Annotated in this window: 29 protein-coding genes, 1 pseudogene and 1 riboswitch; of the genes and pseudogenes, 13 read left to right on the top strand and 17 right to left on the bottom strand. The window is 59.4% G+C overall.

Annotation, left to right across the window (positions count from 1 at the left end):
- Window positions 1-73: 73 nt before the first annotated feature.
- Window positions 74-1084 carry a hypothetical protein gene (locus ABJH13_RS09705; protein WP_348406013.1) on the top strand — a complete coding sequence of 337 codons (1011 nt, stop codon included), beginning with the start codon at window positions 74-76 and terminating at the stop codon, window positions 1082-1084.
- A 280-nt stretch (window positions 1085-1364) separates the two neighbouring features.
- Here the strand turns inward: ABJH13_RS09705 and ABJH13_RS09700 are convergent, their stop codons facing one another.
- The 5 genes from ABJH13_RS09700 to ABJH13_RS09680 all read right to left on the bottom strand — a co-directional run bounded on the left by ABJH13_RS09700 (window position 1365) and on the right by ABJH13_RS09680 (window position 4865).
- Complete coding sequence (locus ABJH13_RS09700; RefSeq protein ID WP_348406012.1) at window positions 1365-1661, bottom strand: hypothetical protein; 297 nt, start codon at window positions 1659-1661, stop codon at window positions 1365-1367.
- A 99-nt stretch (window positions 1662-1760) separates the two neighbouring features.
- A complete protein-coding gene (locus ABJH13_RS09695; protein ID WP_348406011.1) occupies window positions 1761-2573 on the bottom strand; it encodes a cyclase family protein in 813 nt (270 codons plus the stop codon).
- Between the two features lie 20 nt (window positions 2574-2593).
- Window positions 2594-3001, bottom strand: a complete 408-nt coding sequence (locus ABJH13_RS09690) for a carboxymuconolactone decarboxylase family protein (protein ID WP_348406010.1) — start codon at window positions 2999-3001, stop codon at window positions 2594-2596.
- Entirely contained in the window at window positions 3001-3873 is an 873-nt protein-coding gene (locus ABJH13_RS09685) for a branched-chain amino acid aminotransferase (protein WP_348406009.1), read from the bottom strand. The genes ABJH13_RS09690 and ABJH13_RS09685 overlap by 1 nt, the downstream gene beginning before the upstream one ends.
- A 17-nt stretch (window positions 3874-3890) precedes the next feature.
- Window positions 3891-4865: a quinone oxidoreductase gene (locus ABJH13_RS09680; RefSeq protein ID WP_348406008.1), complete on the bottom strand. Its 975-nt coding sequence runs from the start codon at window positions 4863-4865 to the stop codon at window positions 3891-3893.
- Window positions 4866-5124: 259 nt separating this feature from the next.
- On the opposite strand from ABJH13_RS09680, the gene ABJH13_RS09675 reads away from it, so the two are divergent.
- Complete coding sequence (locus ABJH13_RS09675; RefSeq protein WP_348406007.1) at window positions 5125-5598, top strand: CIA30 family protein; 474 nt, start codon at window positions 5125-5127, stop codon at window positions 5596-5598.
- A 76-nt stretch (window positions 5599-5674) separates the two neighbouring features.
- Here ABJH13_RS09675 and ABJH13_RS09670 read toward each other — a convergent pair.
- From ABJH13_RS09670 to ABJH13_RS09640, 7 genes and pseudogenes are all read right to left on the bottom strand, one after another.
- Window positions 5675-5911: pseudogene (locus ABJH13_RS09670) on the bottom strand (alcohol dehydrogenase catalytic domain-containing protein); the annotation flags it as partial.
- Between the two features lie 17 nt (window positions 5912-5928).
- Window positions 5929-7146, bottom strand: a complete 1218-nt coding sequence (locus ABJH13_RS09665) for a TCR/Tet family MFS transporter (protein ID WP_348406006.1) — start codon at window positions 7144-7146, stop codon at window positions 5929-5931.
- Window positions 7147-7149: 3 nt separating this feature from the next.
- Window positions 7150-8475: a lyase family protein gene (locus tag ABJH13_RS09660; RefSeq protein WP_348406005.1), complete on the bottom strand. Its 1326-nt coding sequence runs from the start codon at window positions 8473-8475 to the stop codon at window positions 7150-7152.
- Window positions 8476-8488: 13 nt separating this feature from the next.
- Window positions 8489-9277, bottom strand: a complete 789-nt coding sequence (pcaD, locus tag ABJH13_RS09655; protein WP_348406004.1) for a 3-oxoadipate enol-lactonase — start codon at window positions 9275-9277, stop codon at window positions 8489-8491.
- Entirely contained in the window at window positions 9274-10257 is a 984-nt protein-coding gene (locus ABJH13_RS09650) for a threonine/serine dehydratase (RefSeq protein WP_348406003.1), read from the bottom strand. Before ABJH13_RS09650 ends, pcaD begins: the two co-directional genes overlap by 4 nt.
- Window positions 10258-10263: 6 nt before the next feature.
- Entirely contained in the window at window positions 10264-11091 is an 828-nt protein-coding gene (locus ABJH13_RS09645; protein WP_348406002.1) for an alpha/beta hydrolase, read from the bottom strand.
- A complete protein-coding gene (locus ABJH13_RS09640) occupies window positions 11088-11777 on the bottom strand; it encodes a haloacid dehalogenase type II (RefSeq protein WP_348406001.1) in 690 nt (229 codons plus the stop codon). Before ABJH13_RS09640 ends, ABJH13_RS09645 begins: the two co-directional genes overlap by 4 nt.
- A 183-nt stretch (window positions 11778-11960) precedes the next feature.
- On the opposite strand from ABJH13_RS09640, the gene ABJH13_RS09635 reads away from it, so the two are divergent.
- Entirely contained in the window at window positions 11961-12389 is a 429-nt protein-coding gene (locus ABJH13_RS09635; RefSeq protein ID WP_348406000.1) for a peptidylprolyl isomerase, read from the top strand.
- A gap of 2 nt (window positions 12390-12391) precedes the next feature.
- Here the strand turns inward: ABJH13_RS09635 and ABJH13_RS09630 are convergent, their stop codons facing one another.
- The 4 genes from ABJH13_RS09630 to fabA all read right to left on the bottom strand — a co-directional run bounded on the left by ABJH13_RS09630 (window position 12392) and on the right by fabA (window position 15372).
- Window positions 12392-12637 carry a hypothetical protein gene (locus tag ABJH13_RS09630; protein WP_348405999.1) on the bottom strand — a complete coding sequence of 82 codons (246 nt, stop codon included), beginning with the start codon at window positions 12635-12637 and terminating at the stop codon, window positions 12392-12394.
- Between the two features lie 156 nt (window positions 12638-12793).
- On the bottom strand, window positions 12794-13585 hold the full coding sequence (locus tag ABJH13_RS09625; RefSeq protein WP_348405998.1) for an enoyl-ACP reductase: 792 nt from the start codon (window positions 13583-13585) through the stop codon (window positions 12794-12796).
- Between the two features lie 8 nt (window positions 13586-13593).
- Complete coding sequence (gene fabB, locus ABJH13_RS09620) at window positions 13594-14823, bottom strand: beta-ketoacyl-ACP synthase I (protein WP_348405997.1); 1230 nt, start codon at window positions 14821-14823, stop codon at window positions 13594-13596.
- Between the two features lie 39 nt (window positions 14824-14862).
- Complete coding sequence (gene fabA, locus ABJH13_RS09615; protein WP_348405996.1) at window positions 14863-15372, bottom strand: bifunctional 3-hydroxydecanoyl-ACP dehydratase/trans-2-decenoyl-ACP isomerase; 510 nt, start codon at window positions 15370-15372, stop codon at window positions 14863-14865.
- A gap of 206 nt (window positions 15373-15578) precedes the next feature.
- Between fabA and irr the strand changes: the two genes are divergently transcribed.
- Window positions 15579-15998, top strand: coding sequence for a Fur family transcriptional regulator Irr (gene irr / locus ABJH13_RS09610; RefSeq protein WP_348405995.1), 420 nt, complete (start codon window positions 15579-15581; stop codon window positions 15996-15998).
- 46 nt (window positions 15999-16044) lie between these two features.
- Here the strand turns inward: irr and ABJH13_RS09605 are convergent, their stop codons facing one another.
- Window positions 16045-16908, bottom strand: coding sequence for a hypothetical protein (locus tag ABJH13_RS09605; RefSeq protein ID WP_348405994.1), 864 nt, complete (start codon window positions 16906-16908; stop codon window positions 16045-16047).
- Between the two features lie 111 nt (window positions 16909-17019).
- Between ABJH13_RS09605 and miaB the strand changes: the two genes are divergently transcribed.
- From miaB to metK, 9 genes are all read left to right on the top strand, one after another.
- A complete protein-coding gene (gene miaB, locus ABJH13_RS09600) occupies window positions 17020-18351 on the top strand; it encodes a tRNA (N6-isopentenyl adenosine(37)-C2)-methylthiotransferase MiaB (protein ID WP_348405993.1) in 1332 nt (443 codons plus the stop codon).
- A gap of 169 nt (window positions 18352-18520) precedes the next feature.
- Complete coding sequence (locus ABJH13_RS09595; RefSeq protein WP_348405992.1) at window positions 18521-19093, top strand: OmpA family protein; 573 nt, start codon at window positions 18521-18523, stop codon at window positions 19091-19093.
- 13 nt (window positions 19094-19106) lie between these two features.
- Window positions 19107-19415 carry a hypothetical protein gene (locus ABJH13_RS09590; protein WP_348405991.1) on the top strand — a complete coding sequence of 103 codons (309 nt, stop codon included), beginning with the start codon at window positions 19107-19109 and terminating at the stop codon, window positions 19413-19415.
- 62 nt (window positions 19416-19477) lie between these two features.
- Window positions 19478-20095 (top strand): LysE family translocator, encoded by a 618-nt coding sequence (locus tag ABJH13_RS09585; protein WP_348405990.1) that lies wholly within the window; start codon window positions 19478-19480, stop codon window positions 20093-20095.
- Window positions 20096-20308: 213 nt separating this feature from the next.
- Entirely contained in the window at window positions 20309-21325 is a 1017-nt protein-coding gene (locus tag ABJH13_RS09580) for a PhoH family protein (protein WP_348406097.1), read from the top strand.
- Window positions 21325-21819: an rRNA maturation RNase YbeY gene (gene ybeY, locus ABJH13_RS09575; protein WP_348405989.1), complete on the top strand. Its 495-nt coding sequence runs from the start codon at window positions 21325-21327 to the stop codon at window positions 21817-21819. The genes ABJH13_RS09580 and ybeY overlap by 1 nt, the downstream gene beginning before the upstream one ends.
- Window positions 21820-21856: 37 nt before the next feature.
- Window positions 21857-22753, top strand: coding sequence for a hemolysin family protein (locus ABJH13_RS09570; protein WP_348406096.1), 897 nt, complete (start codon window positions 21857-21859; stop codon window positions 22751-22753).
- Window positions 22753-24285 carry an apolipoprotein N-acyltransferase gene (gene lnt / locus ABJH13_RS09565; RefSeq protein WP_348405988.1) on the top strand — a complete coding sequence of 511 codons (1533 nt, stop codon included), beginning with the start codon at window positions 22753-22755 and terminating at the stop codon, window positions 24283-24285. The genes ABJH13_RS09570 and lnt overlap by 1 nt, the downstream gene beginning before the upstream one ends.
- A gap of 30 nt (window positions 24286-24315) precedes the next feature.
- A riboswitch (SAM-SAH riboswitch) is annotated at window positions 24316-24365 on the top strand.
- A gap of 4 nt (window positions 24366-24369) precedes the next feature.
- Window positions 24370-25551, top strand: a complete 1182-nt coding sequence (metK, locus tag ABJH13_RS09560) for a methionine adenosyltransferase (protein WP_348405987.1) — start codon at window positions 24370-24372, stop codon at window positions 25549-25551.
- The last annotated feature ends 12 nt before the right edge of the window (window positions 25552-25563 follow it).

Below are 25563 nucleotides of genomic sequence, written 5' to 3'. Positions count from 1 at the left end.
CATGTTCACCGTGGTATTGGCGCGGTGCCGCATGATGGCAGATTTGCGGCACACACGACCCGGCAGGTGAAACATGGTACGGATAATTGCGGCGCTTTTGGTGATGATCTGGCCGCTGATGGCCTCGGCGCAGCAGGTCTGGATATCTGGCAGCTACGACAACGGCGATTTTTTCTTGGGCACCGCAAGGTTACCTGATGGGTCGGTCGCTTTGTCCTGCGGAGAGCGTTCCCCATTGCGGCCAGATTGGTTGGGGCCGCAAGATGCGCACGCCACGGTCACCGCCCCAGGAACGATCGTGATGCGCTTTTCGAAACAGGTACTTGGCCCCCCACGGGATGAACTGGCCAACGAGACCCGCGAGATCAAGATCGTTGCAAACGGCGTGGAATATCAACTGCCCGCGGTGCGTTTTGATTATTTTGACGATGGCTGGAGCGTTGCACTACCAGCAAATGACCCATTCTTCGCAGGGGTGATCGCGGGGTATGGGTTTCAGGTTGATAGCCTTTTGGGCCACGTCAATGTGCCGACTGTTGGCTTGGCGGGTGCACTGCCGCAGGTGATCGCTTTTTGTGAGGCTAAATTCGGCGACATCGGCTTGCACTGGTCAGATAATCCGTCCGGTGTCGTTGTGTCGCCGCCGCCAACCGGCGCCGCCGTTCAACCGACGCAGCCTGCGCCTCAAAACGACGCGATGGTTGATGTTGCCTATGCCCATGTCGCGCAGGTTTGCGGGCAGACGCCCGCGTCTCTTGGGCCAGATCATCTGATGATCGGCAATATTGACGGTGATGGGCGCACTGACGTGGTGATTTGGTGGGGGGCTATCGATTGTGGTCCGCCGCGACGCAGGCCTGCGTGCGGTGCGGCGCAATGCCGGGTGGATACGTTCCTGACGGCGGCGTGGCGCGGCATGCCGCAGCAGTTTAATGCAGCGTCTGTCAGTGTTGCGCGCGGATCTGATGGGCTTGACCTTGTTCAGACAACGGGCCGTCGCGCAGCGTGCCAAACGCCTTCGGCTCCGGCGGAATGCCGGGTGTTCCACGGCTGGCAAAACAGTCGATTTCAACGATTGAATTGAACGGTGCGGGGGATCCGGATTCTCAGGCGTAGCGCCAGAAAATGGGTGAACGTCGTCTTTGGGCGCGTGGCACGCGGGGCCCGGCCAACTCACCGACATTCCTTTGGCGTTTTGTCGAAGGTGACGATGAAACCTCTAGGGGAAAGTGCACTCGCCTGAGGCAGCGCGAGGTTATTGTGATGGCGCGCAGGGTAAACCATCGTGGGACCCGTTCGGATGTCACGTGTTGCGCCGTTTCAAAGGGTGGGGTGGCCCAAACGGGGGTCGTGCAGGCGTTTGGTCATACACAGGGGAAATTAGGCAGTGTTTTCAACGGGGTTTGTAAAAACGCCTGCCGCCCATCTACATGGTATGCCTGTGCCAGCTTTGGGGTGATTTCGACCAGATAAAACCGATGTGTCTCGCCGGCTCGAAATCCGGTGTAGCGGGTCCAGTAGGTGTCGCCCTCCAGTCCAAACTGGCCATGATCCACCGTCCCATCTGAAAACTCTGCGCGGCATGTGCCATTTGGATGGTAGGCGACCCATGCGACGCGGGCACGTGTGACCGGATCAAACGCGTATAGGTCTTGTCCCACTAAAAACCCCTTGAGGGCGGCTCGATTTAGTCGCGTCATAGCATCCCTGTGGTGGGTTGGGGGCACAAAACCATAGTGTTTCGTGCCCCTTAGTCCGTTTTAGACCAGCGCAAAAATACGCGCGGGCCCGCCTGACCCACCGCGCATTTTGGGGGCGCCGACCACTAAGGTCGCACCTGCGGCGGGCACCTTGTCGAGGTTGGCAAGGCATTCAATGCCGAACCGCCCCTGTGGCAACCACGCGTAATGCGTTGCGAAATCGGGCGAAATCCCATGATCAAGCGATAGCGTATCTGAGGCAATAGACCCCGCACCAGTCTCAAGCAGCATCTGCGTGGCTTCAACGTGGAACCCTGGATAATGCTGCGCTTTGCCGTCGAAATTGCGGAACCCAGCGGTATCCACTTTGGACGACCAACCCGAATGCATCGCAACGCACGCCCCATCTGGGATGTCACCATGTGCGGCGATCCAGGTCTTTAGGTCGTCGGGGGTCAATTGGGCGTCAGCATCGTCTGCGGCGCGCGCGGCGATATCGATCACACACAGCGGCGCGATCAGAGAGGACAGGGGCAATTCATCCACTGATGCACCGTCAGCTGAAAAATGCAAAGGCGCGTCAATATGCGTACCCGTATGTTCATTCACGGTATATTGGGACAGGTTGAACGCATGCTCGGCGTAGTTAAACAGCTGTTCGCGCGAGAACTGGCTTTCGCCGAAATATGTGGGGAAATTTTCGTCTATCGTGTGGGTCATATCTTGAACACCACCGTGCCCCGCAGCCATCGCCGTTGTGCCCGCCGCCGATGACGCGACCGCAGCCGCAGCCCCCAACGCGCCGGTTTTAAAGAAACTGCGCCGCGACAGCATCTTGTCTTTGACGGCGTTCATTACACAGATGTCACACATGTGGTGTCTCCTTGGGTTGTTTATTTGACGTCGAATTCCGGATCAACGGGCACTTGCAACGCTGTCACCAGATGGTTGGTCGAGGCCGCGAGGGCCACGATTTGCATCAATTCGCCGTGCTCTTGGTTGGTCATGCCTTTGGCTTTGGCCGCGGCCGTATGAGAGTGCACGCAATAGCTGCATCCGTTGGCAACAGAGACGGCGATATAGATCATTTCGCGGGTCTTGGGGTCAATTTCGCCGGGCACAGCCATCACTGATTTGACGGTCTCCCATGTGCGTTTCAGCCCCGGCGGGTCGGCGGCCAAGGCGCGCCAGATGTTATTGACAAAATCTGACCCACGGGTGGCGCGGATGTCGTCAAACACCACTTTGACCTGCGGGTTGGCGTCGACTTCTGCGTCCGTCATCAGATGTGTCGTGGCCATCAGGCACCCCCCCGGCCGACATCAGAATGGGCCCAATCCCAATACAATGCACGGGCTTTTTGGGTGATGGGGCCTGCGGGGATCGCGCGGCCTTCGAACGCGATGACGGGCATCACCTTAGAGACATTGCCGCTCGAAAAGATCTCGTCTGCTTGGTGAAAATCCTCAAGCGTGAGCGTCGTTTCATGCACGGTGACGCCTGCCGCGCGCAACAGGGTGATGACCCGCTGGCGGGTGATCCCATTCAAAAACGTACCGTTGGGGACAGGCGTAAACACCTCGCCGCCGCGCACCATGAACACGTTAGAGGTGGCCAATTCGGCGACATTTCCGTTGGCGTCACAGACCAGCGCATTGTGGAACCCACGCGATTGGGCCTCGCGGACCATGCGCGCGTTGTTGGCGTAAAGGCAGGCGGCCTTGGCGTTGACGGGCATCACCTCGAGCGTGGGGCGGCGGAACTTTGTGGTGGTCGCGGTAAACCCCGTGGGTGCGACCATTGGCATTTCTTCGAGGCACAGCGCAAAATCGGTACTGTCGGGGTCGGGCGGTAGGATGCCCGCATCGCAGTCTTCGGCCCAATACATCGGGCGAATGTAGACATCGGTGCCGGGTTCAAATTTGGCCAAACCGTCCATCGTTAGCCCCGCGATATCTTCGCCGGTGAACATTGGTTTCAAATCCAGCGCCTTGGCCGATGCGTTGACCCGCGCTGAGTGCAGATCGAGGTCGGGCGTGACCCCTTCAAACAGGCGCGCCCCATCAAAGACCGCGGACCCCAGCCACGTGGCGTGCGAATGTGCACCCAAAACGCGGGTGTCGCCAAGGTGCCAATCGCCACGCCAATAGGTCCAAATGGTTTTTTCGCGCATGGGCGATGTCTCCTGTGTCATGGAATAAGGACCAACGATCCGCCGCCGGTCATGTTCTCGAGGGTGGCGTGGGCCTGTGCGGCGTCTTTCAGGGCAACAGGGCTGTGCGCGCCGGTATTCAAAACCCCCGATTGGAAATTGTCCATAACCCGTTTGCCGATGGTTTGATATTGGTTGGGGTCGCGCAGGTAGTGAAACAAAATCGGGCGAGAGACGGTTAAAGATTTGGCGGCGAGGGTGCTCATCAAAACCGGGTCAACCGGGCCAGACGATTGGCCGAAATTCACCAGATGCCCGCAAGGGGCCAACGCTTCAAGGGACCCTGCGAAGGTATCGGCGCCCACTGAATCGTAGACCACATCAACACCCGCCCCCTTGGTGATCTCTGCGACAGAGGTTGCGAAATCAACCTCACGATACAGTACCGTATGGTTACACCCGCTGGCCTGCGCGATCTGCGCTTTTTGTGCCGACCCAACCGTGCCAATTACCGTGGCGCCAAGGGTCGCGGCCATTTGGCACAGCATCCGCCCCACGCCACCCGCGGCTGCGTGCACCAAAACCGTCATGCCCGCGCGCAGGGTGCACACCTGCGTTGTCAGCATATCCACCGTCATTGCCCGCAACAGATTTGACGCGGCGGTTTCATCGGTGACATCCACGGGGATCTGGATCGCCAGATGGGCGGGCAGGGTGCGGTGCGACGCATAGGCGCCATACCCGCCGGTAACATAGGCCACGCGGTCGCCCACCGCCAACCCGGTGACATCTGCGCCGATAGCGTCGACCACTCCGGCGGCTTCACACCCCGGAATACCCGGCAATGTCAGCGTTTTATACAGGCCCGACCGCACATAAACGTCGTGATAGTTCACCCCGATCGCCGTCTGGCGGATCTGAATTTCGTCAGCGGCCGGTGGGTCTAACGTGATGGGTTCTAAAACGAGGCGATCTGCCGCGCCGTACTCACGGATAACGATTGCTTTGGCCAAAATAGCGCTTCCTTATGTGTGCCACGGGCTGGGTCGTGTCTTGATGGCGGCGGGGTGTGCGTCATCTTGCCCGGTCTGAGGGGCCGGTTTATGGGCCCGTGGTAAATTCTACACGTGATCTGGTAAGCCGCAAGATGGTGGGGATACAAACACCCCACCGCGAAGATTTACATGGTTGAAATGCGCAGCAGCCCTTGTGTCTTTGGGACGCCTGCTATGTTGCATTTTGGATCGATGACAAACGCGAAGGACACCCAATATGATGACGGACACCTACAAAGAGCTCACCCCCCTGTGGGATTACGTCGCCGATGACGTGATGGGCGGTGTGTCTACGGGGCAGGCCCGTTGCATGCACGTCGCGGGGCGCCGAGCCACCCGGCTGACGGGCGTGGTGTCGACGGACAACAACGGTGGATTTATCCAGATCGCATCGGATCTGCGCGTGGATGCCAGCGGCTGGACGGGGATCGAAATCGACGTGGCAGGCAACGGCGAAACCTATGACTTGCGGGTGCGTACCGATCAGATAACCCGGCCTTGGCAATCGTTTCGGTGTAGTTTCATCGCCGCCGCAGGGTGGCACAGTGTGGCCTTGCCGTTTGCCGGGTTCACCGCCCATAAGACCGACGCGCAGTTTGATCCCGCGCAACTGCGGCGCGTTGGGGTGCTGGCCATCGGGCGGGTGTTTCACGCGGATGTGGCTGTGGGCGGGTTGCGGTTGTATTGCTAGGGGGCATGAGGTTATCGACGTCGATGCCAACACGGGGATTTCGCTGGTCTCGGCTCGTTCCACGGCTTGTCATATGAAGGTTACTGCGGGCGCAATTGCCACATCCACCGCAGGCGCGGATCAGTGTCACGATGACATGATCGCCCACAGCCACCCCAGAAACACCCGCCTTTGTGGCGGTATCAACAGCTGCGGCGTGGTGCCCGTAGACCGCCGGTCGTGATCCGCCCCATGCGCCATCTGCAAATGAAATATCCGAATGCCAGATCGCGACGGCATATAACGCTACGTGGATCTCGCCGGTTTCAGGGGCGCAGCAGGATGTCGCTGTTATGTCTTTTCCGGCGGGACGATGTGTCGGGACGGGGCCATGATGAACACAGCCAACCCCACCGTGATCAAACCTGCGGACACTGCGAAGGGCGCGCCGGGCCAATATGCTTGCGCTGTGTCATCGGTGAAGGCTGCGAATGTGCGGGTCATCACCATGGGCGACAAGATCATAGCCAAGGCCGATACCGAGGTCAGCGCGCCTTGCAATTCGCCCTGCGCTTGGGGGGCGACAGCCTTGGACATAATGGACTGGAGGGCGGGTGTGATCACCGCCGCCAATGCGGCCAAGGGTGTCAAGATCAATGCCAACGTGCCGCTGGTCACAAACGCCAGCGCCAAAAAGGCCGCCACATCAAAGAGATGTCCATAAATGACCGTGCCGCGTTCGCCCAGCACGCGTAGTACCCACCGGATGAGCCCGCCCTGCACGATGACCATCATTGTTCCAAAAAGCGCAAGGCTCAGGCCGATGGTCGATGGGTCCCACCCAAACCGCGCTTTGCCGAAATACGACCAGATGGCGGGGTAGACCATGAAGGCCACTTGATAGAGGAAAAATACGATCAGCAATGGCCCAACGCCCGGCAACCGCCCCAGTTGGCGAAAGCTGCCAAATGGGTTGGCGCGAGCCCATTGAAACGGGCGGCGCAGATCCTCCGTCACGGTTTCTTTCAGGACAAAATACCCAAATACCGCGTTGAGTGCGGCAAGGGCGGCGGCGGCATAAAAGGGCGCGCGGGTGCCATATTCGCCCAGCACCCCACCGAGCAGCGGCCCCAAAACGAAACCTGCGCCAAAGGCGGCGCCAATCAGGCCGAAATTCGCCGCGCGGTCTTTTGGTGCGGAAATATCCGCCATATAGGCGTTTGCGGTTGATTGGGTCGCGGCGGTGATCCCGCCTACGATCCGACCCAGTAGCAGCACACCGATACTGCCCGCGACCGCCATCACCAGATAGTCGAGCGCCATAACCCCTAACGATACCAACAATATAGGCCGCCTGCCGAACCGGTCAGATAACCCGCCGATCACCGGCCCAAAGACGAATTGCATCACCGCGAATGTGGTTGATAAGACGCCGCCCCATAGCGCTGCGGTGCTCAGGTCCGCGCCTTGGATGTGTTGTAGGAGGTCGGGCATGACGGGCACGATCAGGCCAATGCCCATAGCGTCTAACATGACGGTGATCAGGATGAAGACGACCGCCGGGCGCATGGATCAAAGAGCCCTGATGCGGGTGGCAAAAGCGCGTGCATCGGTCGGGGCGTGGCCCAATTGGGCCTGCGGGTCAAACAGATCTGGCGGCAGGTCCGCGTATTGCGTGCGGGCGAGGGTGGCCAGATGTTGATGGGTCTCAAGGGCGGTTTGGCACAGGGTTTTGGTCGCGGCCTGCGCCTCGTGGCGGGGCATCTGTGCGACCAGCGCAAAGCTAAGCGCTTCGGCGTGGGTCAGGCCCAATCCAGCGGTTAGATTGGCTGACATACGGGTGGGTACGGGACGCATGCCTTCGGTCACGTTCCGGGCGTGTTGCAGGGCCGCAGCCCCAGCCAACATGATTTGCGGAAGCACCATCCATTCGGCAAACCACGCGGCGCCGTCACGTTGGTGTTGATGCACCGCTGCACTGTGCAATGTCGCGCCAAGCCCCGTCATCTGGTGCGCCAGCGCGCGCAACACCGACGGGCCCACAGGGTTTTGTTTTTGCGGCATGGTTGAGGACGCGCCCGCCGCGCCTAGCGTGATTTCACCGCAATCGGTCGCAGTCAGCGCCACGAGACTGTCGCCCATAGCGGCCAAGGCCGCCGTCACCTGCGCGATCCAATCTGCGATGCGCAGGATCGGGCTGCGATCTGTGTGCCAACTGCGCTGTGGGTCGTGCAGGCCGACCCCCTGCGCAAGGTTGGCGCGCAGGGCAGGGGCATCGGGGCCCAATGCGGCGCTGGTGCCTGCCGCGCCAGACAGCGACACCCAAAGGCTGCCGGTTCGTAAGGCTGGCAACGCGTCGAGCGCATCTGCCAAGGGCGCGCCCCATGCGGCCACGGCCGCGCCCCAACTTGTGGGGGTCGCGTGTTGGCCATAGGTGCGCGCGGGCATCGGCAGATCGGCGTGGCGGTCGGCGTGATCGGCCAGTTGTGCCACCACGTGACGCAGGTCGGTTTCGGCCAGTATCAACGCCTGACGCAGGCGCAACATCAGGCCGGTGTCGATGATATCTTGTGATGTGGCGCCCCAATGCACGTATTGGGCGTGCTCCGGGGCGTTCATTTCGGCGCGAAAGGCTGCCACCAACCCCGGCACCGACACGCCATTTTCGCCCGTTGATTTGGCCAGCGCGCCGGGGTCGATCTGAATTTCGAGCGTCGCCCGGTGGATCGCGGCTGCGCTGATTTCGGGGATAAGACCCATCTGGCCCTGCGCCTTGGCCAGCGCCCCTTCGACCAGCAGCATCGCGCGCAGGCTGGCACTGTCAGAAAACAACCGCCCCGTCTCTCCGGTTGGGAACAATTGGGCAAAAAGCGGGCTGTCAAAAACGCTGGCGGCCATGGATCAACGCCCCCTATACATGGCCGATATCGGTCAAAAACCGGGTCAGCAGGGCGGCATATTCGTCGGGTTGATCCACGCAAGGCAGGTGCCCGCCCTTGCGGATCACATGGCACTGGCTACCGGGGATCAGATTAACGGTTTCGCGCACCAAATCGGGCGGGGTCGCCCCATCATTGGCGCCTGCGATCCCCATGGTGGGCAGGCGCAGACTGGCGGTGGCGGTATAGAAATCGGTGCCCGAGATCGCCGCAGAGCACCCCATATACCCATCGGGATTTTGTTGGATCAGCATGTTGCGCCACAGATCCACATCTGGGGTGGCGCGGAAATCTTTGGAAAACCAACGTTCCATGACCGCGTCTGCCATGCTTTGAATACCGTTTTGGCGCACCTGGTCTATCCGGTCAGCCCACGCGCTTGCGGTGCCAATTTTGGCGGCTGTATTCGACAAAACCATCGCGCGGACCATGTCCAACCTTTTGACGGCCAAGCCCTGCGCGATCATGCCGCCAATGGACAGGCCAACAAACACGCAATCACGCACCGCAAGGTGATCTAGCAGGCGCTCGGTGTCTTTGACCAGCGCGCCCATCGTGTAGGGCGCGGGCGGGCAGCTGGACAATCCGTGGCCGCGTTTGTCAAACCGGATGACGCGCAGGCCTTTGGGCAATAACGGTAAAATTGAATCCCACAGCCGCAGGTCAGTGCCTAGTGAATTGGCAAAAACCACTGGGAGGCCATCGTCAGGACCATCCACGCGGTAGTGCATGCGGATGTCACCAAGGTCGAGCATTTTCATGCGGCGGTCTCCTGTTGGGCGAGGGCCTGTTGAAACACCGATGCGTCCACATTGCCGCCCGATATAACCACGATCACGTCGTCGCCGGGGATGGTGTCGCCGTGAAACAGGGCGGCGGCCAAGGCCACGGCCCCCCCCGGTTCGGCCACCACCTTGAGACGGTTGAACGCCAGTGCCATCGCGCGCAAGGCTTGGGGTTCGGTTACGGCGAACCCCGGCCCGGCCAGCCGTTTGAGGATGGGAAAGGTGAGGTTGCCGGGTTGCGGCGTAATGATCGCATCGCACAGGCTGCCGGAAATACGCGTGTTGCGTTCTATCTGGCCAGATCGCAGCGACCGGGCGACATCGTCAAAGTCTTTGGGTTCTGCCGTACGCATGCGCATGTTGGGGGCGTCAGCCTCTAACGCCAGTGCGATGCCCGACGACAACCCGCCCCCGCCGCAACACACGATCACATCGGCTTGGGTGGCGCCAACGGCTGCGGCCTGCGCGGCGATTTCCAGACCGGTCGTGCCTTGCCCTGCGATCACCTGTGGATCGTCGAAAGGTTTCACCAAGGTCATCCCACGGTCGGCCACCATTTGGTCGCCAAGCGCGTCGCGATCTTGGCCTGCGGCGCGGTCGTACAAGACCACCTCGGCGCCCAAACGGCGGGTGTTGTCGATTTTCACGGCAGGGGCGTCTTGTGGCATGATGATCACGGCCTTGGTGCCATGGGTGCGCGCGGCCAAGGCCACGCCTTGCGCGTGGTTGCCGCTGGAAAACGCCACAACGCCCTTTGCGCGTTCCGCATCTGACAGGGCCGATATCGCCGACCACGCCCCGCGAAATTTAAAGCTGCCAGTGTGTTGCAGGCATTCGGCCTTGACCCAGACCCGGCGCCCGGCGATTTCGTCAAGGAAAGGCGACGACAGCAGTGGGGTTTGGCGGGCGTGATCTTGCAACCGGGTTGCGGCGGCGCGTATCATTTCAATGTTCATAGTGGTTTACGACCCTAATGCGTTTATCCAAGTTTGCAGCGCGGCGATGGATTCGGGCTCATCCAAAAACGGAATATGCCCGCGCCCATGCACCGTGACGCTGATCATATCGGGGCGGCGGCGTTCCATTTCGCGGAGCGTATCGCGGCTGAGCAGATCAGAATTTTCGCCCCGGATACAGGCCAACGGCAACCCTTCCAAGGCATCAAAGTAGGGCCATAAATCAGGGGCGCCTTGCGCCCCCGCAAATTCAACCGCGCGGCGCAGTTTGGGATCATAGGTGATGCTGAGCCCCTTGGGCGTTTCTTCAAAGTGCTTTTCGGCCTCTTCCATCCAGCGCGAAAATGGCACATCGCGAAACCCATCGTTGGCGCGCTCTAGCCCACGGGCGGCATTCACGATGGTTTTGGCACTTGGGGCGTGGCCCAGATATTCCATGATCGCCGTGAGCCCCTTGGGGTTAAGCGCTGGCCCAATGTCATTTAACGCAACCCCAAGCAGACGATCTTTGGCCGTCATGGCCAGACCCATCGCGTTCAACCCGCCCCGCGAGGTGCCCAAAATCGCGACCTTGTCGAGTTCTAACCGGTCGATCAATTCGATCACATCGCGGCATTCGACAGGCAAAGAATAGTTCTTCCAGTGGTAATCCCAATCCGATTTTCCGCGCCCGCGGTAGTCCATCTTGATCAGCTTCACGTGGGGTAGGTAGGGGGTCACATAGTCGAAATCGCTGGTCGTGCGCGTCAATCCGGGCAAGCATAAGATAGGCACGCCGTCCCCTTCGACGGTATAGTGCAGCTTGAGATTATCGGAGCTCTCAAAGAAGTTCATATCTGATCCGACAATTCGGCTACCCCCTTGAGATCAGGCAGTATATGCGCGGGTTTCCAAGGCAACCTATCCACTGGTTCACCGGCGCGATTGACCCAAGCGGTGGTGAAACCATAGCCTGTGGCACAGGCCGCGTCCCACCCGTTTGAGGACACAAACAACACGTTTTCCTTGGCACAGCCAAACCGTTTGCCAACCAGATCATACACCCGTGCATCGGGTTTAAAAACGCCAACGGTTTCGACCGACAGCGTGTCATCCAGCAAGGCTTCTATGCCCGCGGAGGCCGCAGCGCCCTGTAACATATCGGGGGATCCGTTGGACAAGATCGCCGTCGCCCGGCCTGCGGTTTTAAGGGCGCGCAGCATATCGGGCACCTCTGGGTAGCTTTGCAATTCCCAATACAGCGCCAATAAGCGTTCGCGCAACGCAGCGTCGCCTGCCAGCCCGGTCTTTTCCAGCGCCCAGTCGAGGCCATCTTGGGTCACATCCCAAAAATCGCAATGTGCATCGGTGACTGCGCGCAACCAAGTGTATTGCAACTGCTTTTGGCGCCAGTGTTCGGCCAATGCAGGCCACGTGCCTTGCAATTGCGAAAAATCGGGTTCGGCGGCGGCTTGTCGTGCGGCTGCCGCCACATCAAACAGCGTACCATACGCATCAAAGACACATGTCGTGATTGCCATCAGAGCACCTCGTTGGAAAGCTATGGCGGCAGAGTGTCACGAGGCAAGCCGGGCGGAAAGACCCAATCGCAGTTTTTCGGCTTTACTCGTGGGCGCTGTGCGGGCAGGTTCAGGAAAACACACGAGAACCTGCGCAGATACGCGGCCTCATACATTCTTTTCGGCACATCATTCGGAGCATTTATGACCCAAGCTAAATCGGGCGACACCGTCAGCATTCACTACACCGGGACGCTGCTGGACGGCACCAAGTTTGACAGCTCTGAGGGGCGGGACCCGTTGGAATTTGAAGTGGGGTCAGGCCACATTATTCCCGGTCTGGACACCGCGATACCGGGGATGGCCGTGGGCGACAAAAAGACCGTCACAGTGCCGTGCACCGAGGCCTACGGCCCGATCAACCCGCAGATGCGCCAAGCCGTCCCGCGCGAAGGGATCCCCGATGACATCCCGTTGGATATCGGCACGTCGCTGAACGTGGAAACACCCGAAGGGCAGGCGATGCAGGTCATGATTGTTGCGGTGGACGATGCGACCGTCACGATTGATGCCAACCATGCGCTTGCAGGGCAGGATCTGGTTTTCGACATCGAGATCATGTCTATTAAATAGGGTTAGTTTTCTGCAGCAGGCCGGTTGGTCAGGGACCGCGTGGCGGGCAGCCCGGCCAGCCGCGCGTTGATATCCGAGGCCGTCTGCAAGGTGGCGTCTGTGATGGCGCGTACTTCGTCTTTGGGCAACTCACCGCGCCCGACGGCCGCCAACATCGGTTTCACCCCATCGAGGCGAGATTGCAGTTGGGGCTGTGCCACTGGGTCAGACCATAAAGCCACTGAAAACACCGCGGCCGTCACTGGCATCAATACCCATGCACATCCGCGCGCGCGGGCCGCACGGCGCGCACAGCGGACCTGCCGCAGGGTTGGTGTATCAATATAAGACAACATACTGCGATGGTATGCGCCGAATATGGCCTTAGTTTGGCACGGGCGTGGCGCCGCGTGGGCGGTTGCCAATCAGAGGTTTTCGGCCTGAGGCATGCCCAGAACATGATACCCACCGTCAACGCGCAGCACTTCACCGGTGGTGCAGGCCCCGGCATCCGACGCCAGATATACAGCCGTGCCGCCGACGGCCTCCAGCGTTGCATTGGCACGCAGGGGGGCGTTTTGGTCGGTGAATTTATACGTCTTGCGGGCGCCACCAATGGCCGCCCCAGCCAGCGTTTTCATTGGCCCCGGTGAGATCGCGTTCACCCGAATACCGTCGGGGCCCAGGTCGTTGGCCAAATACCGTGTGGCGCTTTCTAGGGCCGCTTTGGCCACGCCCATGACGTTGTAGTTGGGCACAACCGTGTTGCTGCCTTGATAGGTCAAGGTCATGATCGTGCCGCCGTTGTCGGACATCAAAGGGTAGGCGCGGCGGGCGACTTCGATCAAGGAATAGGCGCTGATATCCATGGTTTTCTTGAAGTTTTCACGCGAGGTGTTCAGAAAACGACCCGTCAATTCGGATTTGTCGGAAAACGCGATGGCATGCACCACGAAATCCACCTGCGGCCAGCGCGCGCCCAGTTGATCAAACGCGGCGTCCAGTGACGCGTCGTCGGTTACATCCACGTCCACCATGAAATCTGACCCAACCGAAGCGGCCAGCGGTTTCAAACGGGTGCCAAAGGCGTCGCCCTGGTAGGTGAACGCCAATTCTGCCCCGGCTGCTGCCATGGCTTTGGCGATGCCCCAAGCGATAGAGCGCTCGTTGGCGACGCCCATGATCAACCCGCGTTTTCCGGCTAGTGCACCCGACATAATATTCCTTACCCTTGATATTTCGACAGGATCATTGATCCGTTGGTGCCGCCGAACCCAAATGAATTGGTCATAACGGAATCCAACCCGGCGTTTTCTACCAGGGTCGTCGCGATTTCTGATGCCTCAAACACCGGGTCCAACGTGTCCACGTTGATCGACGGCGCGATAAAGTCGTGCTTGAGCATCAATAGACAATAAATTGCCTCCTGTGCACCTGCGGCCCCCTGACTGTGCCCGGTCATTGATTTGGTCGAACTGACGGGCGGCTGGGTGCGGCCCTCAAAGGCATGGCGCACGGCTTCGATTTCGGGTTTGTCGCCTGCGGGCGTCGAGGTGCCGTGGGCGTTGATATAGCTGACGTTGCGGCCTTGGGGGAGGGTATCCAGGGCCAGCTGCATCGCCCGCCCGCCGCCTTCGCCCGAGGGGGCGACCATGTCGTGTCCGTCGGATGTGGCCGCGTACCCCGTGACTTCGGCGTAGATGTTGGCACCGCGTGCCAGCGCGTGTTCGAGGTCTTCCAAGACCACGATGCCGCCGCCGCCCGAAATCACAAACCCGTCGCGGTTTTCGTCAAACGCCCGCGAGGCTTTTTCCGGGGTGTCGTTGTATTTGGACGACATTGCGCCCATCGCGTCAAACAGGCACGACAGCGTCCAGTCGAGCTCTTCGCCGCCCCCTGCGAACATCACATCCTGTTTGCCAAGCATGATTTGTTCGGCCGCATTGCCGATGCAGTGCAAAGACGTCGAACAGGCCGAGGTGATCGAATAGTTGATGCCCTTGATCTTGAACGCGGTAGACAGGTTGGCACTGACGGTGGACGACATGCATTTGGGCACCGCAAAGGGGCCAATACGTTTGGTGGCGCCGGTTTTCTTGACCACCTCATGGGCGGTCAACATCGCGCTGGTCGATGGGCCACCAGACCCTGCGACCAACCCGGTGCGTGGGTGCGAAATGATATCGTCGCCCAGGCCTGCGTCTTTGATGGCCTGCTGCATGGCGATATGGGCATAGGCGGCACCGGGCCCCATGAACCGCAAGGTGCGTTTGTCTACATGGTCGGCCACGTTCAGCTTCAGCGTGCCGGCAACGCGGCTGCGAAACCCGTGTTCGGCCATTTCGGGGCAGGCGACAACGCCGCTGGTCCCGGATTTCAGTGAGGCGAGAACCTCTTCGGCGGTGTTCCCGATGGATGAGACGATCCCCAGCCCTGTCACGACGACGCGACGCATGGCGCTCTCCTTTTTGTTCTTTAGATTGATCTTTGTAGATCAGTTTTCTGACAGCGCGACCTTCATATCAGTGACTTGATAGATGGTTTCCCCGTCGGCTTCTACCCGGCCATTGGCGACACCCATTGTCAAGCGGCGGGTTTGGATGGCTTTTGTGAAATCGACGTAATACGTTAGCATCTTGCGCTCGGGCCGCACCATGCCCGTCAGCTTGACCTCGCCCACACCCAGCGCGTAACCGCGCCCTTGCCAGCCGCGCCAGCCCAGATTGAAGCCCGTCAGTTGCCACAGACCATCAAGCCCCAAACACCCGGGCATGATGGGGTTACCAGGGAAATGGCAGTCGAAAAACCAAAGATCAGGCGTGATATCAAATTCGGCGACGACATGACCCTTGCCATTGCTACCGCCATCGCCCGAAATATCGGTGATCCGGTCCATCATCAGCATGGGTGGTTCGGGCAATTGCGCGTTGCCGGGCCCAAAAAGCTCGCCGCGGGCGCATTTCAGCAGGTCGTCTTTGTCAAACTGTGTCGGGTATTGGGCCATGCTGGCGCGTCTCCTGCTCCGTTCGCTTCTTGTCAATCTCCTCTAGCATCGTGATCGCCGCCTTCGCAAGGGCGTGACGTGGCCGGTGAGAAACATCCCGCGTTTGGGCATGCGACAATAACAACGGATCTAATTTATGGGAATACAATTGAAAATCTCACCCGTTGTCCTTTATATAAGTGAGGAACTTGTAATGCAGGCGCACTATGACAACGGCAGAACAAACAATCGGATCGAACTGGCTGGCGACGGCGGGGCTGCGACCCACGCGGCAACGTGTGGCCTTGGCGGCGCTGTTGATTGGGGACGGGCAAGACCGCCATGTCACCGCAGAGAGCCTGTTTGACGCGGCGAAAAACCAAGGCGAGGGTGTCTCGTTGGCGACGGTGTATAACACGTTGCGCGCGTTTTGTGATGCCGGATTGATGCAAGAAGTCACGGTTGACGGGTCCAAAAGCTATTTTGACACTAACGTGCATGACCACCCGCATTTCTTTTGGGAAGACGAAGCCAAGGTGACAGACGCGCCCTCTGATCAACTGGTGATCGCGCAATTGCCGGACGCCCCCGAGGGCGCAGAAATCGCATCTGTCGATGTGATTATCCGCCTGCGCCGCAAGCCATAACTGCCTGCTAGGTTGCGTTAGGGCCAGCCTGTGCCTTTGTGCGGCGTCAAAACCATTGACCAGGTTCCATCAATCCCAGATCCAAAAGCTGCTGGGAATGCCATTCAAACGGGGTTGAGTTGGTCCATTTGAACGTCTGAATGTCCTGACGACTGCCGGGATTGCGCCGCAGCGCCTTGGCCGCGCGAAACGAGCAAACCGCAGCGGTGAGGTTGTTGTGCCACGGGCAGGCGTAGGTGTTGTATTCAGGGTCCGAGAACGTGTCATCGTCGCGCAGCACCAGCCCCGGTTTGCCCCGAAACAGCGCGATGCGGTCGATCTTGCGGCGCGCGGCGGGGACATGGTCTTCGAACCGCCAGCGCAGGCCACCGTAAAAATCAAGCTGGCGTTCTTTGGGTTGCCAATTTGTATCGGCCCGTTTGCGCGCCAACGCGTAGTACCCCGACCGGTCCAGATGCGCCTGATCCAGCGACACCGCGCTGGGATGCGCCTGCAAGTCATCGGCATAAAGATCGATAACATAGGTCAACATCGCGTCGCGCCGTTCTTCGGCGTGAAAGGCCAACAAGTCGCCGACCGTGCGGGTTTCGCAAAACGGAAAAAAGAGATATTCGGCGTTGTAACAATAATATAGCCACGTGCCCGGCATCGCGGTGGCGATGGCATTGACCGCACTGGGGACGGTGTCGTAGGCGGTGTCAAACCGGATCCGCTGCACCGTATGTTCAAGGTCTTCGGGCAGCGCGATCTGGTCGGGCATAAAGGCCAGCACGGTTTTGAACCCGATACGCAGGTGGTGCCGCAGGGTGGTCACGACTTCAACGTCATCCTCGACAAAGATCATGGCAACGGGCCCTGCGCGCCGTTTGTGGTTGGCTTTCAGGTAGTCATCAAGGGTCTGTGCTTGCATTGTGGCTCCGGGTGGGTGTTGCGGTAACCTCAGTGAAATCGCGGTTCATTGCAAGCGGCGGCTGTGACTGTTAAGCAGCGCGCCAACCCTGATTTAATGCGGACACCCACCATGACTGCGCCCAAAAAGCTATTCGTCAAGACCTACGGCTGCCAGATGAACGTCTATGACAGCGAACGCATGGCCGAAGCCCTTGGCGGGCAGGGCTATGAGCAGATCGACACCGCCGAGGGGGCGGATATGATTCTGCTCAACACGTGCCACATCCGCGAAAAAGCGGCAGAAAAGGTGTATTCGGAACTTGGCCGCCTGAAGACGCTAAAAATCGACAATCCTGATCTGAAAATCGGTGTGGCGGGATGTGTTGCGCAGGCCGAGGGCGAAGAGATCATGCGCCGCCAGCCTGCGGTCGATCTGGTTGTGGGGCCGCAATCCTATCACCGCTTGCCCCAGATGGAGGCCAAGGTGCGGCAGGGCGAAAAGGCGCTGGATACGGATTTTCCCGAAGAGGATAAATTTGCGCTGCTCAAGACCCGGCCCAAGGCGCGGCGCGCACCATCGGCGTTTTTGACGGTGCAGGAAGGGTGCGATAAATTTTGCGCCTTTTGCGTGGTGCCCTACACGCGCGGGGCCGAATCTAGCCGCCCCGTGGCGCGCGTGTTGGATGAGGCGCGCAATTTGGTCGAACGGGGCGTGCGCGAGGTCACGCTTTTGGGCCAGAACGTCAACGCCTATCACGGCGCCGGCCCGGACGGCGCGGACACCTCGCTGGCGCAATTGATCTGGGCGCTGAACGATATCGACGGGCTAGAACGGATCCGGTTTACCACCTCGCACCCCAACGACATGACGGATGATCTGATCGAGGCCCACGGCACATGCGACAAGTTGATGCCCTATCTGCATTTGCCGGTGCAGTCGGGGTCTGATGCTATTTTGAAACGGATGAACCGCAGCCACACGGCCGAAAGTTACCTGCGGGTGATTGACCGTATCCGCGCGGCGCGTCCCGATATCGTGATGTCGGGCGACTTTATTGTGGGCTTTCCCGAAGAGACCGAGGCCGACTTTCAAGCCACGCTCGATTTGGTCGAAGAGGTGAAATACGGCTATGCCTATTCGTTCAAATATTCGACCCGGCCGGGCACCCCAGCGGCCGAACGTCCGCAGGTTGACCCTGACGTGGCCGATGAGCGGTTGCAGCGGTTGCAGGCGCTGATCACCCGCCAACAACAAGAGATCCAGGCCGGTATGGTCGGGCGTGTCACCCGCGTGCTTGTGGAAAAAGAGGGCCGCGAGCCGGGGCAGATGGTGGGTAAATCCGACTATCTGCACGCGGTTCACATCGAAAACTCGGATGCGGCCATTGGTGATGTCGTGCCGGTGAGAATCACCCAAGCCAAACGGAATTCGCTGGCCGCTGTGCGTCACGAACAAAGTTAACTATTCACCAATCCGGCCAAATAGGGCTTTTTAGGGCACAGTGGTGCACAGAATGCGACAATACACCTCTAAACTTGCCTCAACCTTTGTTAGAAATTAGATAAAAACCAATCTATGTCGGAGGACGACCGGCACTAGGGGTGTATGTTGAGCAAAGGAAGACAGTGTGATGTTTCATTTTTCCAGCACGGGTAGGCATCTGGCCGGTCTGATCCTCAGCGCGGGTTTGGCGTTGCAGGCCGCCGATGTTGCGGCGCAAACGCAATCGCAAAATGGGCTGGACCGAGGGCAGTATATTCCCAGCATCTGGGTTGACCCCGATGGATGTGAACATTGGGTCATGGATGACGGCGCCGAAGGCTTTATGACCCCCCATGTGACACGTGACGGTCTGCCAGTGTGCCGCGAGGGCACCGTGTGTGCGTTGGTGCAGTCGGATCAGTTCTTCGAGAGCGACAGTGCCACGATCAACGCCGCAGGTCGCGAGAGCCTGCGCCAGTTCTTTGGACAATCAGAGGCGCTGGCGTTTATCATCACGGGCCACACCGACAGCGACGCATCTGACGGGTATAATGTGCGCTTGTCGCAGGCGCGTGCCTCGACCGTGGCCGAGATTGCGCGTGCGCAAGGGGCCGCTGTGACAGAGGTGCGTGGTTTAGGCGAACGCAACCCGGTTGCCTCCAATGCCACCGCAGAAGGCAAGGCGCAAAACCGCCGTGTCGAAATCACCTGTATTGATTAAAGAGGATCGATTTATGACACGAGTGACTTTTGCAGCATTGGCCTGCGCGGCTTTTGCTTTAACAGCCTGTAGTGAACTGACCGCCGACAAGGCGTTTGACCGAGGCCCCGACGCCAAAGATCTGTTTGATCTGAAGGCGGGTATTTGGGTGGATCCAAACGGGTGTGACCACTGGATCATCGATGACGGCATCGAGGGGTATCTTTCGGCGCGTCTGGACCGTGAGACGGGCAAGCCTGTCTGTTCTGGTGTGGCCGCACCGACCCAAACCGTAGGTGATTTCAAACGCGGCGGTACGCAGATCATCGGCGATCCGTTCTAAAATACGACACGGCGCATTCACCAGACGGGCGCGCCACCAAAATGCCCCGGAGGCATTTGACTATGATTGATTGGCTGATTTTCCTTCCCGCGTGCTTTGCGTTGAACTTGGCGTTTGGGCCGAACAACCTGTTGGCCATGACCCATGGGGCGGCATCGGGCGTGGTTTTTGCGCAAAAGGCTGCGTTGGGGCGGTTGGCGGTATTTGTGCCAATGATCGCCATCAGCGCCTTTGGGCTGGGGATTATCCTGACGACATCTGCGTTTGTCTTCAATGCGGTAAAGATTGTTGGGGCGGCGTATCTGATCTGGCTTGGGGTGTCTTTGTGGCGCAGTGCGGCGACCCTGCGCCCAACCGCATCGGGTGCGGCAGATCGCACCCTGCTGGGCGCAACCCGCGCAGAGGCCGCAGTGGCGGTTGGCAATCCCAAGGCCATCTTGATTTTCGCGGCGTTTTTCCCGCAATTCGTCGCTGTGGACGCCTATTGGCAAAGCTATGCCTTACTGGGGGCTGCGTTTCTGTTGATGGAGGCCGTGGCGATTTGTGCCTATGCGACCCTCGGCAAGGTTGCCTCTCGCTATGCGGCGCGCAAGCTTTCCGCGATGCAGCGCGTGTCGGGGGCCATGATGTGCGTGTTTGGGGTTTTGTTGCTGGTGAGCCCCGCTCCGACCCGGTCCTGACACAGCCATTCGGGCGCGTTCTGTACACCGCAAAAACAGATCTTCCATGGGGGCGTGCGGCCTCATCTGTTCGGGTTCGTGCGGCGTGATTGCTCTGGTGCATCCACCTGCGGTATTTTTTCGCCCAATGCGGGGGTAAATCGCGTGGTTGTGCTTGCGTCGGTCGCGTGGAATTGGCACCGTTCAGTGCACCCTAAAGCTGAGGAACAGCGATTGGCCGCCCACGACCCAAGCCCGACAGACACAGCGACCGCCACACCCGGCGGCACCGTGGAATTTCCAGACAACCGCCTGTTGATCGACCTGTGCGGCGCCTATGACGCCAACCTGGCCCAGATCGAGACGGCGCTGACCGTGCAGATCGTACGGCGCGGCAATCAATTGGCCGTCGCGGGTGATTTGGACGCGCAAACCGATGCGATGCGGGTGCTGCATGCGCTTTACGCCCGCCTTGAAGCAGGCCGCGCGGTGGAACCTGCCGACGTGGATCGTGAATTGCGCATGGGCCCGTTTGAAGAGGCCACGGGCGTGCAGGACGGCGACCAGATCGAGATGTCGATCGGGGACCGGATCGAAATTCAGACCCGCAAGAAACGCGTCGAACCACGCACCGATGCGCAAAAAACCTATGTCAGATCGCTGTTTGCCAATGAGCTGGCCTTTGGGATTGGTCCTGCGGGTACCGGCAAAACCTATCTGGCTGTTGCGGTGGGGGTATCGATGTTTCTGTCGGGGCAAGTAGATAAAATTATCCTGTCGCGCCCCGCGGTTGAGGCCGGCGAACGGTTGGGGTTTTTGCCCGGCGACATGAAGGACAAGGTCGATCCGTACATGCAACCGCTGTATGATGCTCTGGGGGATTTTCTGCCGGGCAAACAGTTGGCCAAGTTGTTCGAGGAAAAACAGATCGAAATCGCACCGCTGGCTTTTATGCGCGGGCGTACGTTGAGCAACGCGTTTGTGGTATTGGACGAGGCGCAGAACGCCACGTCGATGCAGATGAAGATGTTCCTGACGCGTCTGGGCGAAGGGTCGCGCATGGTGATCACCGGCGACCGCACCCAGATCGATTTGCCGCGCGGGGTGTCGTCTGGTCTGGCCGACGCAGAGCGGTTGTTGGGGCATATCCCCAAGATCAGCTTTAATTATTTCACCTCCAAGGATGTGGTGCGTCACCCGCTTGTGGCTGCGATCATCGAAGCCTACGAAGCAGACACGCCGCCCGCGTGATGGATGTGTTGCTAGAAGCCTCGGGATGGGCGGATGTGCCGTTGGACCAGCTGGCACAAGAGGCGATGCGCGCAACATTGACGCATTTGGATGTGCCCATGGATGACAGTGCCGCGTCGCTGATGGCCTGTGACGATGCCCGCATTGCGGACCTAAACGAGACATTTCGCGACAAACCAACCCCGACAAATGTTCTTAGCTGGCCCGCCCAAGAGCTTGCGACAGGCACCGCAGGTGCCGTTCCGCGCAAGCCCGAGGTGGATTTTGATGGCACCATAGAGCTGGGCGATATCGCGATTGCCCATGAAACCTGCGTAAAAGAGGCGAAAACGCTGGAAAAACCGCTAAATAATCATGTCACCCACCTGATTGTTCACGGAATCTTGCATCTTTTGGGCTATGATCACATCGAAGACACAGATGCGGCATTGATGCAGCGTCTCGAAGCTGAAATACTTGAAAAACTGGGGCTTGATGACCCATATTGCATTTGATCGGTGCTTTCGCCGAGCCATTCTTGAACAGGACCCAATGGGCGACACCGACGGACAGTCTAACGCAGCGCAGCGCGCGCGGGCAGAGATAGATACACCCCCAGATCCCGATTTTCAGAAAACGGGTGGCTTTCTGAGCCGCGTGATCGGCGCGCTGAGCCCGGTTGATGAAGAACACGACCGTCAAGAAACGGTCGTGCACCCTGCGGGACCGCAAACGCATGGGATGATGAACCTGCGCCGGATGCGGGTGGAGGATGTCTCGGTGCCCAAGGCCGATATCACCGCTGTGCCGGTTACGGCCACGCTGGATGAGGTTCTTGCGGTGTTCAAAGAAAGCGGGTTGACGCGATTGCCAGCCTACGAGGGCACGTTAGATACCCCGATCGGGATGCTGCATCTCAAAGATCTGGCGTTGACGCATGGGTTTAACGGCGATCATCACGAGTTTGATATGTCTGCCATGCTGCGCCCGCTTTTGTTTGTGCCACCTGCAATGACCATCGGTGTTTTGCTGACAAAAATGCAGGCCGAACGGCGGCATATGGCGCTGGTGATCGATGAATACGGCGGCGTTGACGGGTTGGTGACTATCGAGGATTTGATTGAACAGGTCATTGGTGAAATCGAAGACGAACACGATGTCGAAGAAGACCAATTCTGGACTATGGAAAAACCCGGGTGCTATTTGGCATTGGCCAAGACGCCGCTCGAAGATTTCGAGGCCGAGATTGGGCAGTCCCTCACGGACCACGAAGAAGTCGACGAAGAAGATATCGAAACGCTGGGCGGGTTGGTGTTTATGTTGTCGGGCCGCGTGCCTGCGCGCGGGGAAGTCGTGGTGCATCCTGACGGCCCCGAATTTGAAGTCTTGGACGCCGACCCCCGCCGCATCAAACGTTTGCGCGTGCGCACGGGCGCGCCCGGCCTTTGATGCACCCGCCCTCCATCCGCCGGTGGCATGTGGGGGGATGGTACCGGGGGCGGCCCCGGATCATGCAGATGGGTCTGGCTGCCTGCGCGGGTGGTGTGGGCGCAGTTGGACAGGCCCCTTATGATCAGCCGGCGGCGCTATTGCTGGCGCTGTCACTGGCCTTTGCGATGGCGCGGCAACATGGCAATCCGCGCGATGCGGCCTGTATCGGGTGGGCATTTGGTGCGGGTTATTTTGGTCTGTCTTTGATCTGGATTTTGCAGCCATTTCAGGTAGATCCTGACCGTTATGGCTGGATGGCGCCTTTCGCCCTGATGTTTCTGAGCGCAGGTTTGGCGTTGTTTTGGGGGGCTGCGTTCTGGGGCGCGCGGCGGTTGTCGCACAAAACCTGGCCTCTCGCGGTGACCTGGGCCGGGGCAGAGCTTGTGCGTGCCTATATTTTTACAGGGTTCCCTTGGGCCAGCCCGGCGCAAGCGTTGGTGAATGGGGCCGCCGGGCAGGGGTTGGCGTGGGTCGGGCCGCATGGGATGACCCTTTGGTTGATGGTGCTGGCGTGGGGGGCGACGGTGCCCGCCCGCGGCTGGGGGTGGCGCGCGGGGCAGGGCGCGGTTTTGCTGGGTGCGACGATAGGGATGTATTTGCCGCCCGCTGCACCGGGCGCAGCGCTGACAGCGCATGTGGTGCGGTTGGTTCAACCGAATGCTGCGCAACACCTCAAATGGCAGCCCGAATTTGCGCGGATGTTCTTTGACAGACAGCTGGAATTCACCGCTGCCCCCCCGCAAATCGGCACGCGGCGCCCGGACCTGACGGTTTGGCCAGAGACGGCGATTACCTGGCGGTACGACGACGCGGGCCCGGCACTTGATATGATCAGGGCCGCTGCTGCGGGGGGGGCTGTTGCGCTTGGGCTGCTGCGTCAGGACAACGCCGTGCTCTTTAATAGTATGGTCGTTTTGGGCGCTGCGGGGGGGCAGACCCAACTATATGACAAACACCATCTGGTGCCGTTTGGTGAATACATACCGTTGTCCGCTGTGGCAGATCGGCTGGGCCTTATGGGGCTGGCACAGACATCTGGGGTGGGTTTTCAGGCGGGGCCAGGGGCCGCGACCTTGGATTTTGGGCCGTTGGGGCGCGGAATCCCACTGATCTGTTACGAAGCGGTTTTTGCACATGACGTCAACGCAGCACCCGAGCGCGCGGATTTCCTGATACAGATTACCAATGATGCGTGGTTTGGTCACGACGCCGGACCGCACCAGCATTTGGCACAAGCGCGCATGCGGGCGATAGAGCAGGGTTTGCCGATGATGCGGGCTGCGAATACCGGGGTTTCCGCCATGATTGACCCCTACGGGCGCGTCCTTGCGCAATTGCCGATGGGGGTGTCTGGGTTTGTTGATGCGCCTTTGCCCCAACCTTTGCCGCCGACCATCTACAGCACGATGGGGGACAAATACCTGATCTTGGTGTTGCTCGTTTTGGCGGTAGGTGCGTACTGTACTGGATTGTCTTCAAATAAAATTTGACCTGCGGTTGTAAGCCACGTAAGCACATCCAGCGCGCCACAACGGCTTCCTGACGTGGCGTTCGGTGATAAATTGGAGCGATACATGTCCCGGAAAAACTATATCTTTACCTCTGAATCTGTCTCAGAGGGGCACCCTGATAAGGTATGCGACCGCATTTCAGACGCTGTGCTGGATGCATTCATTGCGGTTGAACCCGAGGCGCGGGTTGCGGCCGAAACACTTGCGACAACCAATCGTGTGGTCATTGGTGGCGAAGTCGGGCTGTCTGACCGGGCCGCCCTGAAAGACTACATGGGCCGGATCGAAGACATCGCGCGGGCTTGTATCAAAGATATCGGCTATGAGCAGGACAAATTTCACCACGCCACATGCGAAGTGACCAACCTGTTGCATGAGCAATCCGCGCATATCGCGCAGGGTGTTGATGCCGGCGACAACAAAGACGAAGGCGCGGGGGATCAGGGTATTATGTTCGGGTTTGCCACCGACGAGACGCCCGAATTGATGCCCGCGCCCATCCATTATGCTCATGCGGTGCTGCGACGCCTCGCGGAGGTGCGTAAAAACGGGGCGGAACCGACGCTGCGGCCTGATGCAAAAAGCCAGCTGTCTGTGCGATACGAAGATGGCAAACCTGTTGGTGTGACATCGATCGTGTTGTCGACGCAGCATGCGGATGAAAGCCAAACGTCAGACGATATTCGCGCTATTGTGGAACCTTACATTCGTGAAACACTGCCAGACGGGTGGATCACCGATGCAACAGAATGGTGGGTGAACCCGACAGGCACGTTTGTCATCGGCGGGCCAGATGGTGACGCAGGCCTGACGGGACGCAAGATTATTGTGGACACTTACGGGGGGGCGGCACCTCATGGCGGTGGTGCGTTTTCTGGTAAAGATCCGACGAAAGTCGACCGGTCTGCCGCTTATGTCGCACGTTACTTGGCGAAAAACGTCGTCGCATCGGGTATGGCGTCCAAATGCACGATCCAGCTGAGCTATGCCATTGGCGTGAGTAAACCACTGTCGATTTACTGCGATACGTTTGGCACCGGCGAGGTTGACGATGCCGCGATCGAAACAGCTATCGGCAAGATTATCGATCTGACGCCGCGCGGCATTCGCGAACATTTGCAGTTGAACAAGCCGATTTATGAACGGACTGCGGCCTACGGGCACTTTGGGCGAACGCCTGATGCAGACGGTGGCTTTAGCTGGGAAAAAACGGACCTCGTTGAGGCATTGAAGGCCGCCGTCTAACGGCGCGCCCTA

Source organism: Roseobacter sp., assembly GCF_039970775.1.
Taxonomy (GTDB): domain Bacteria; phylum Pseudomonadota; class Alphaproteobacteria; order Rhodobacterales; family Rhodobacteraceae; genus Roseobacter.
The sequence above is the reverse complement of the archived record's forward strand: the minus strand, read 5'-3'. Positions and strand labels throughout refer to the sequence as shown.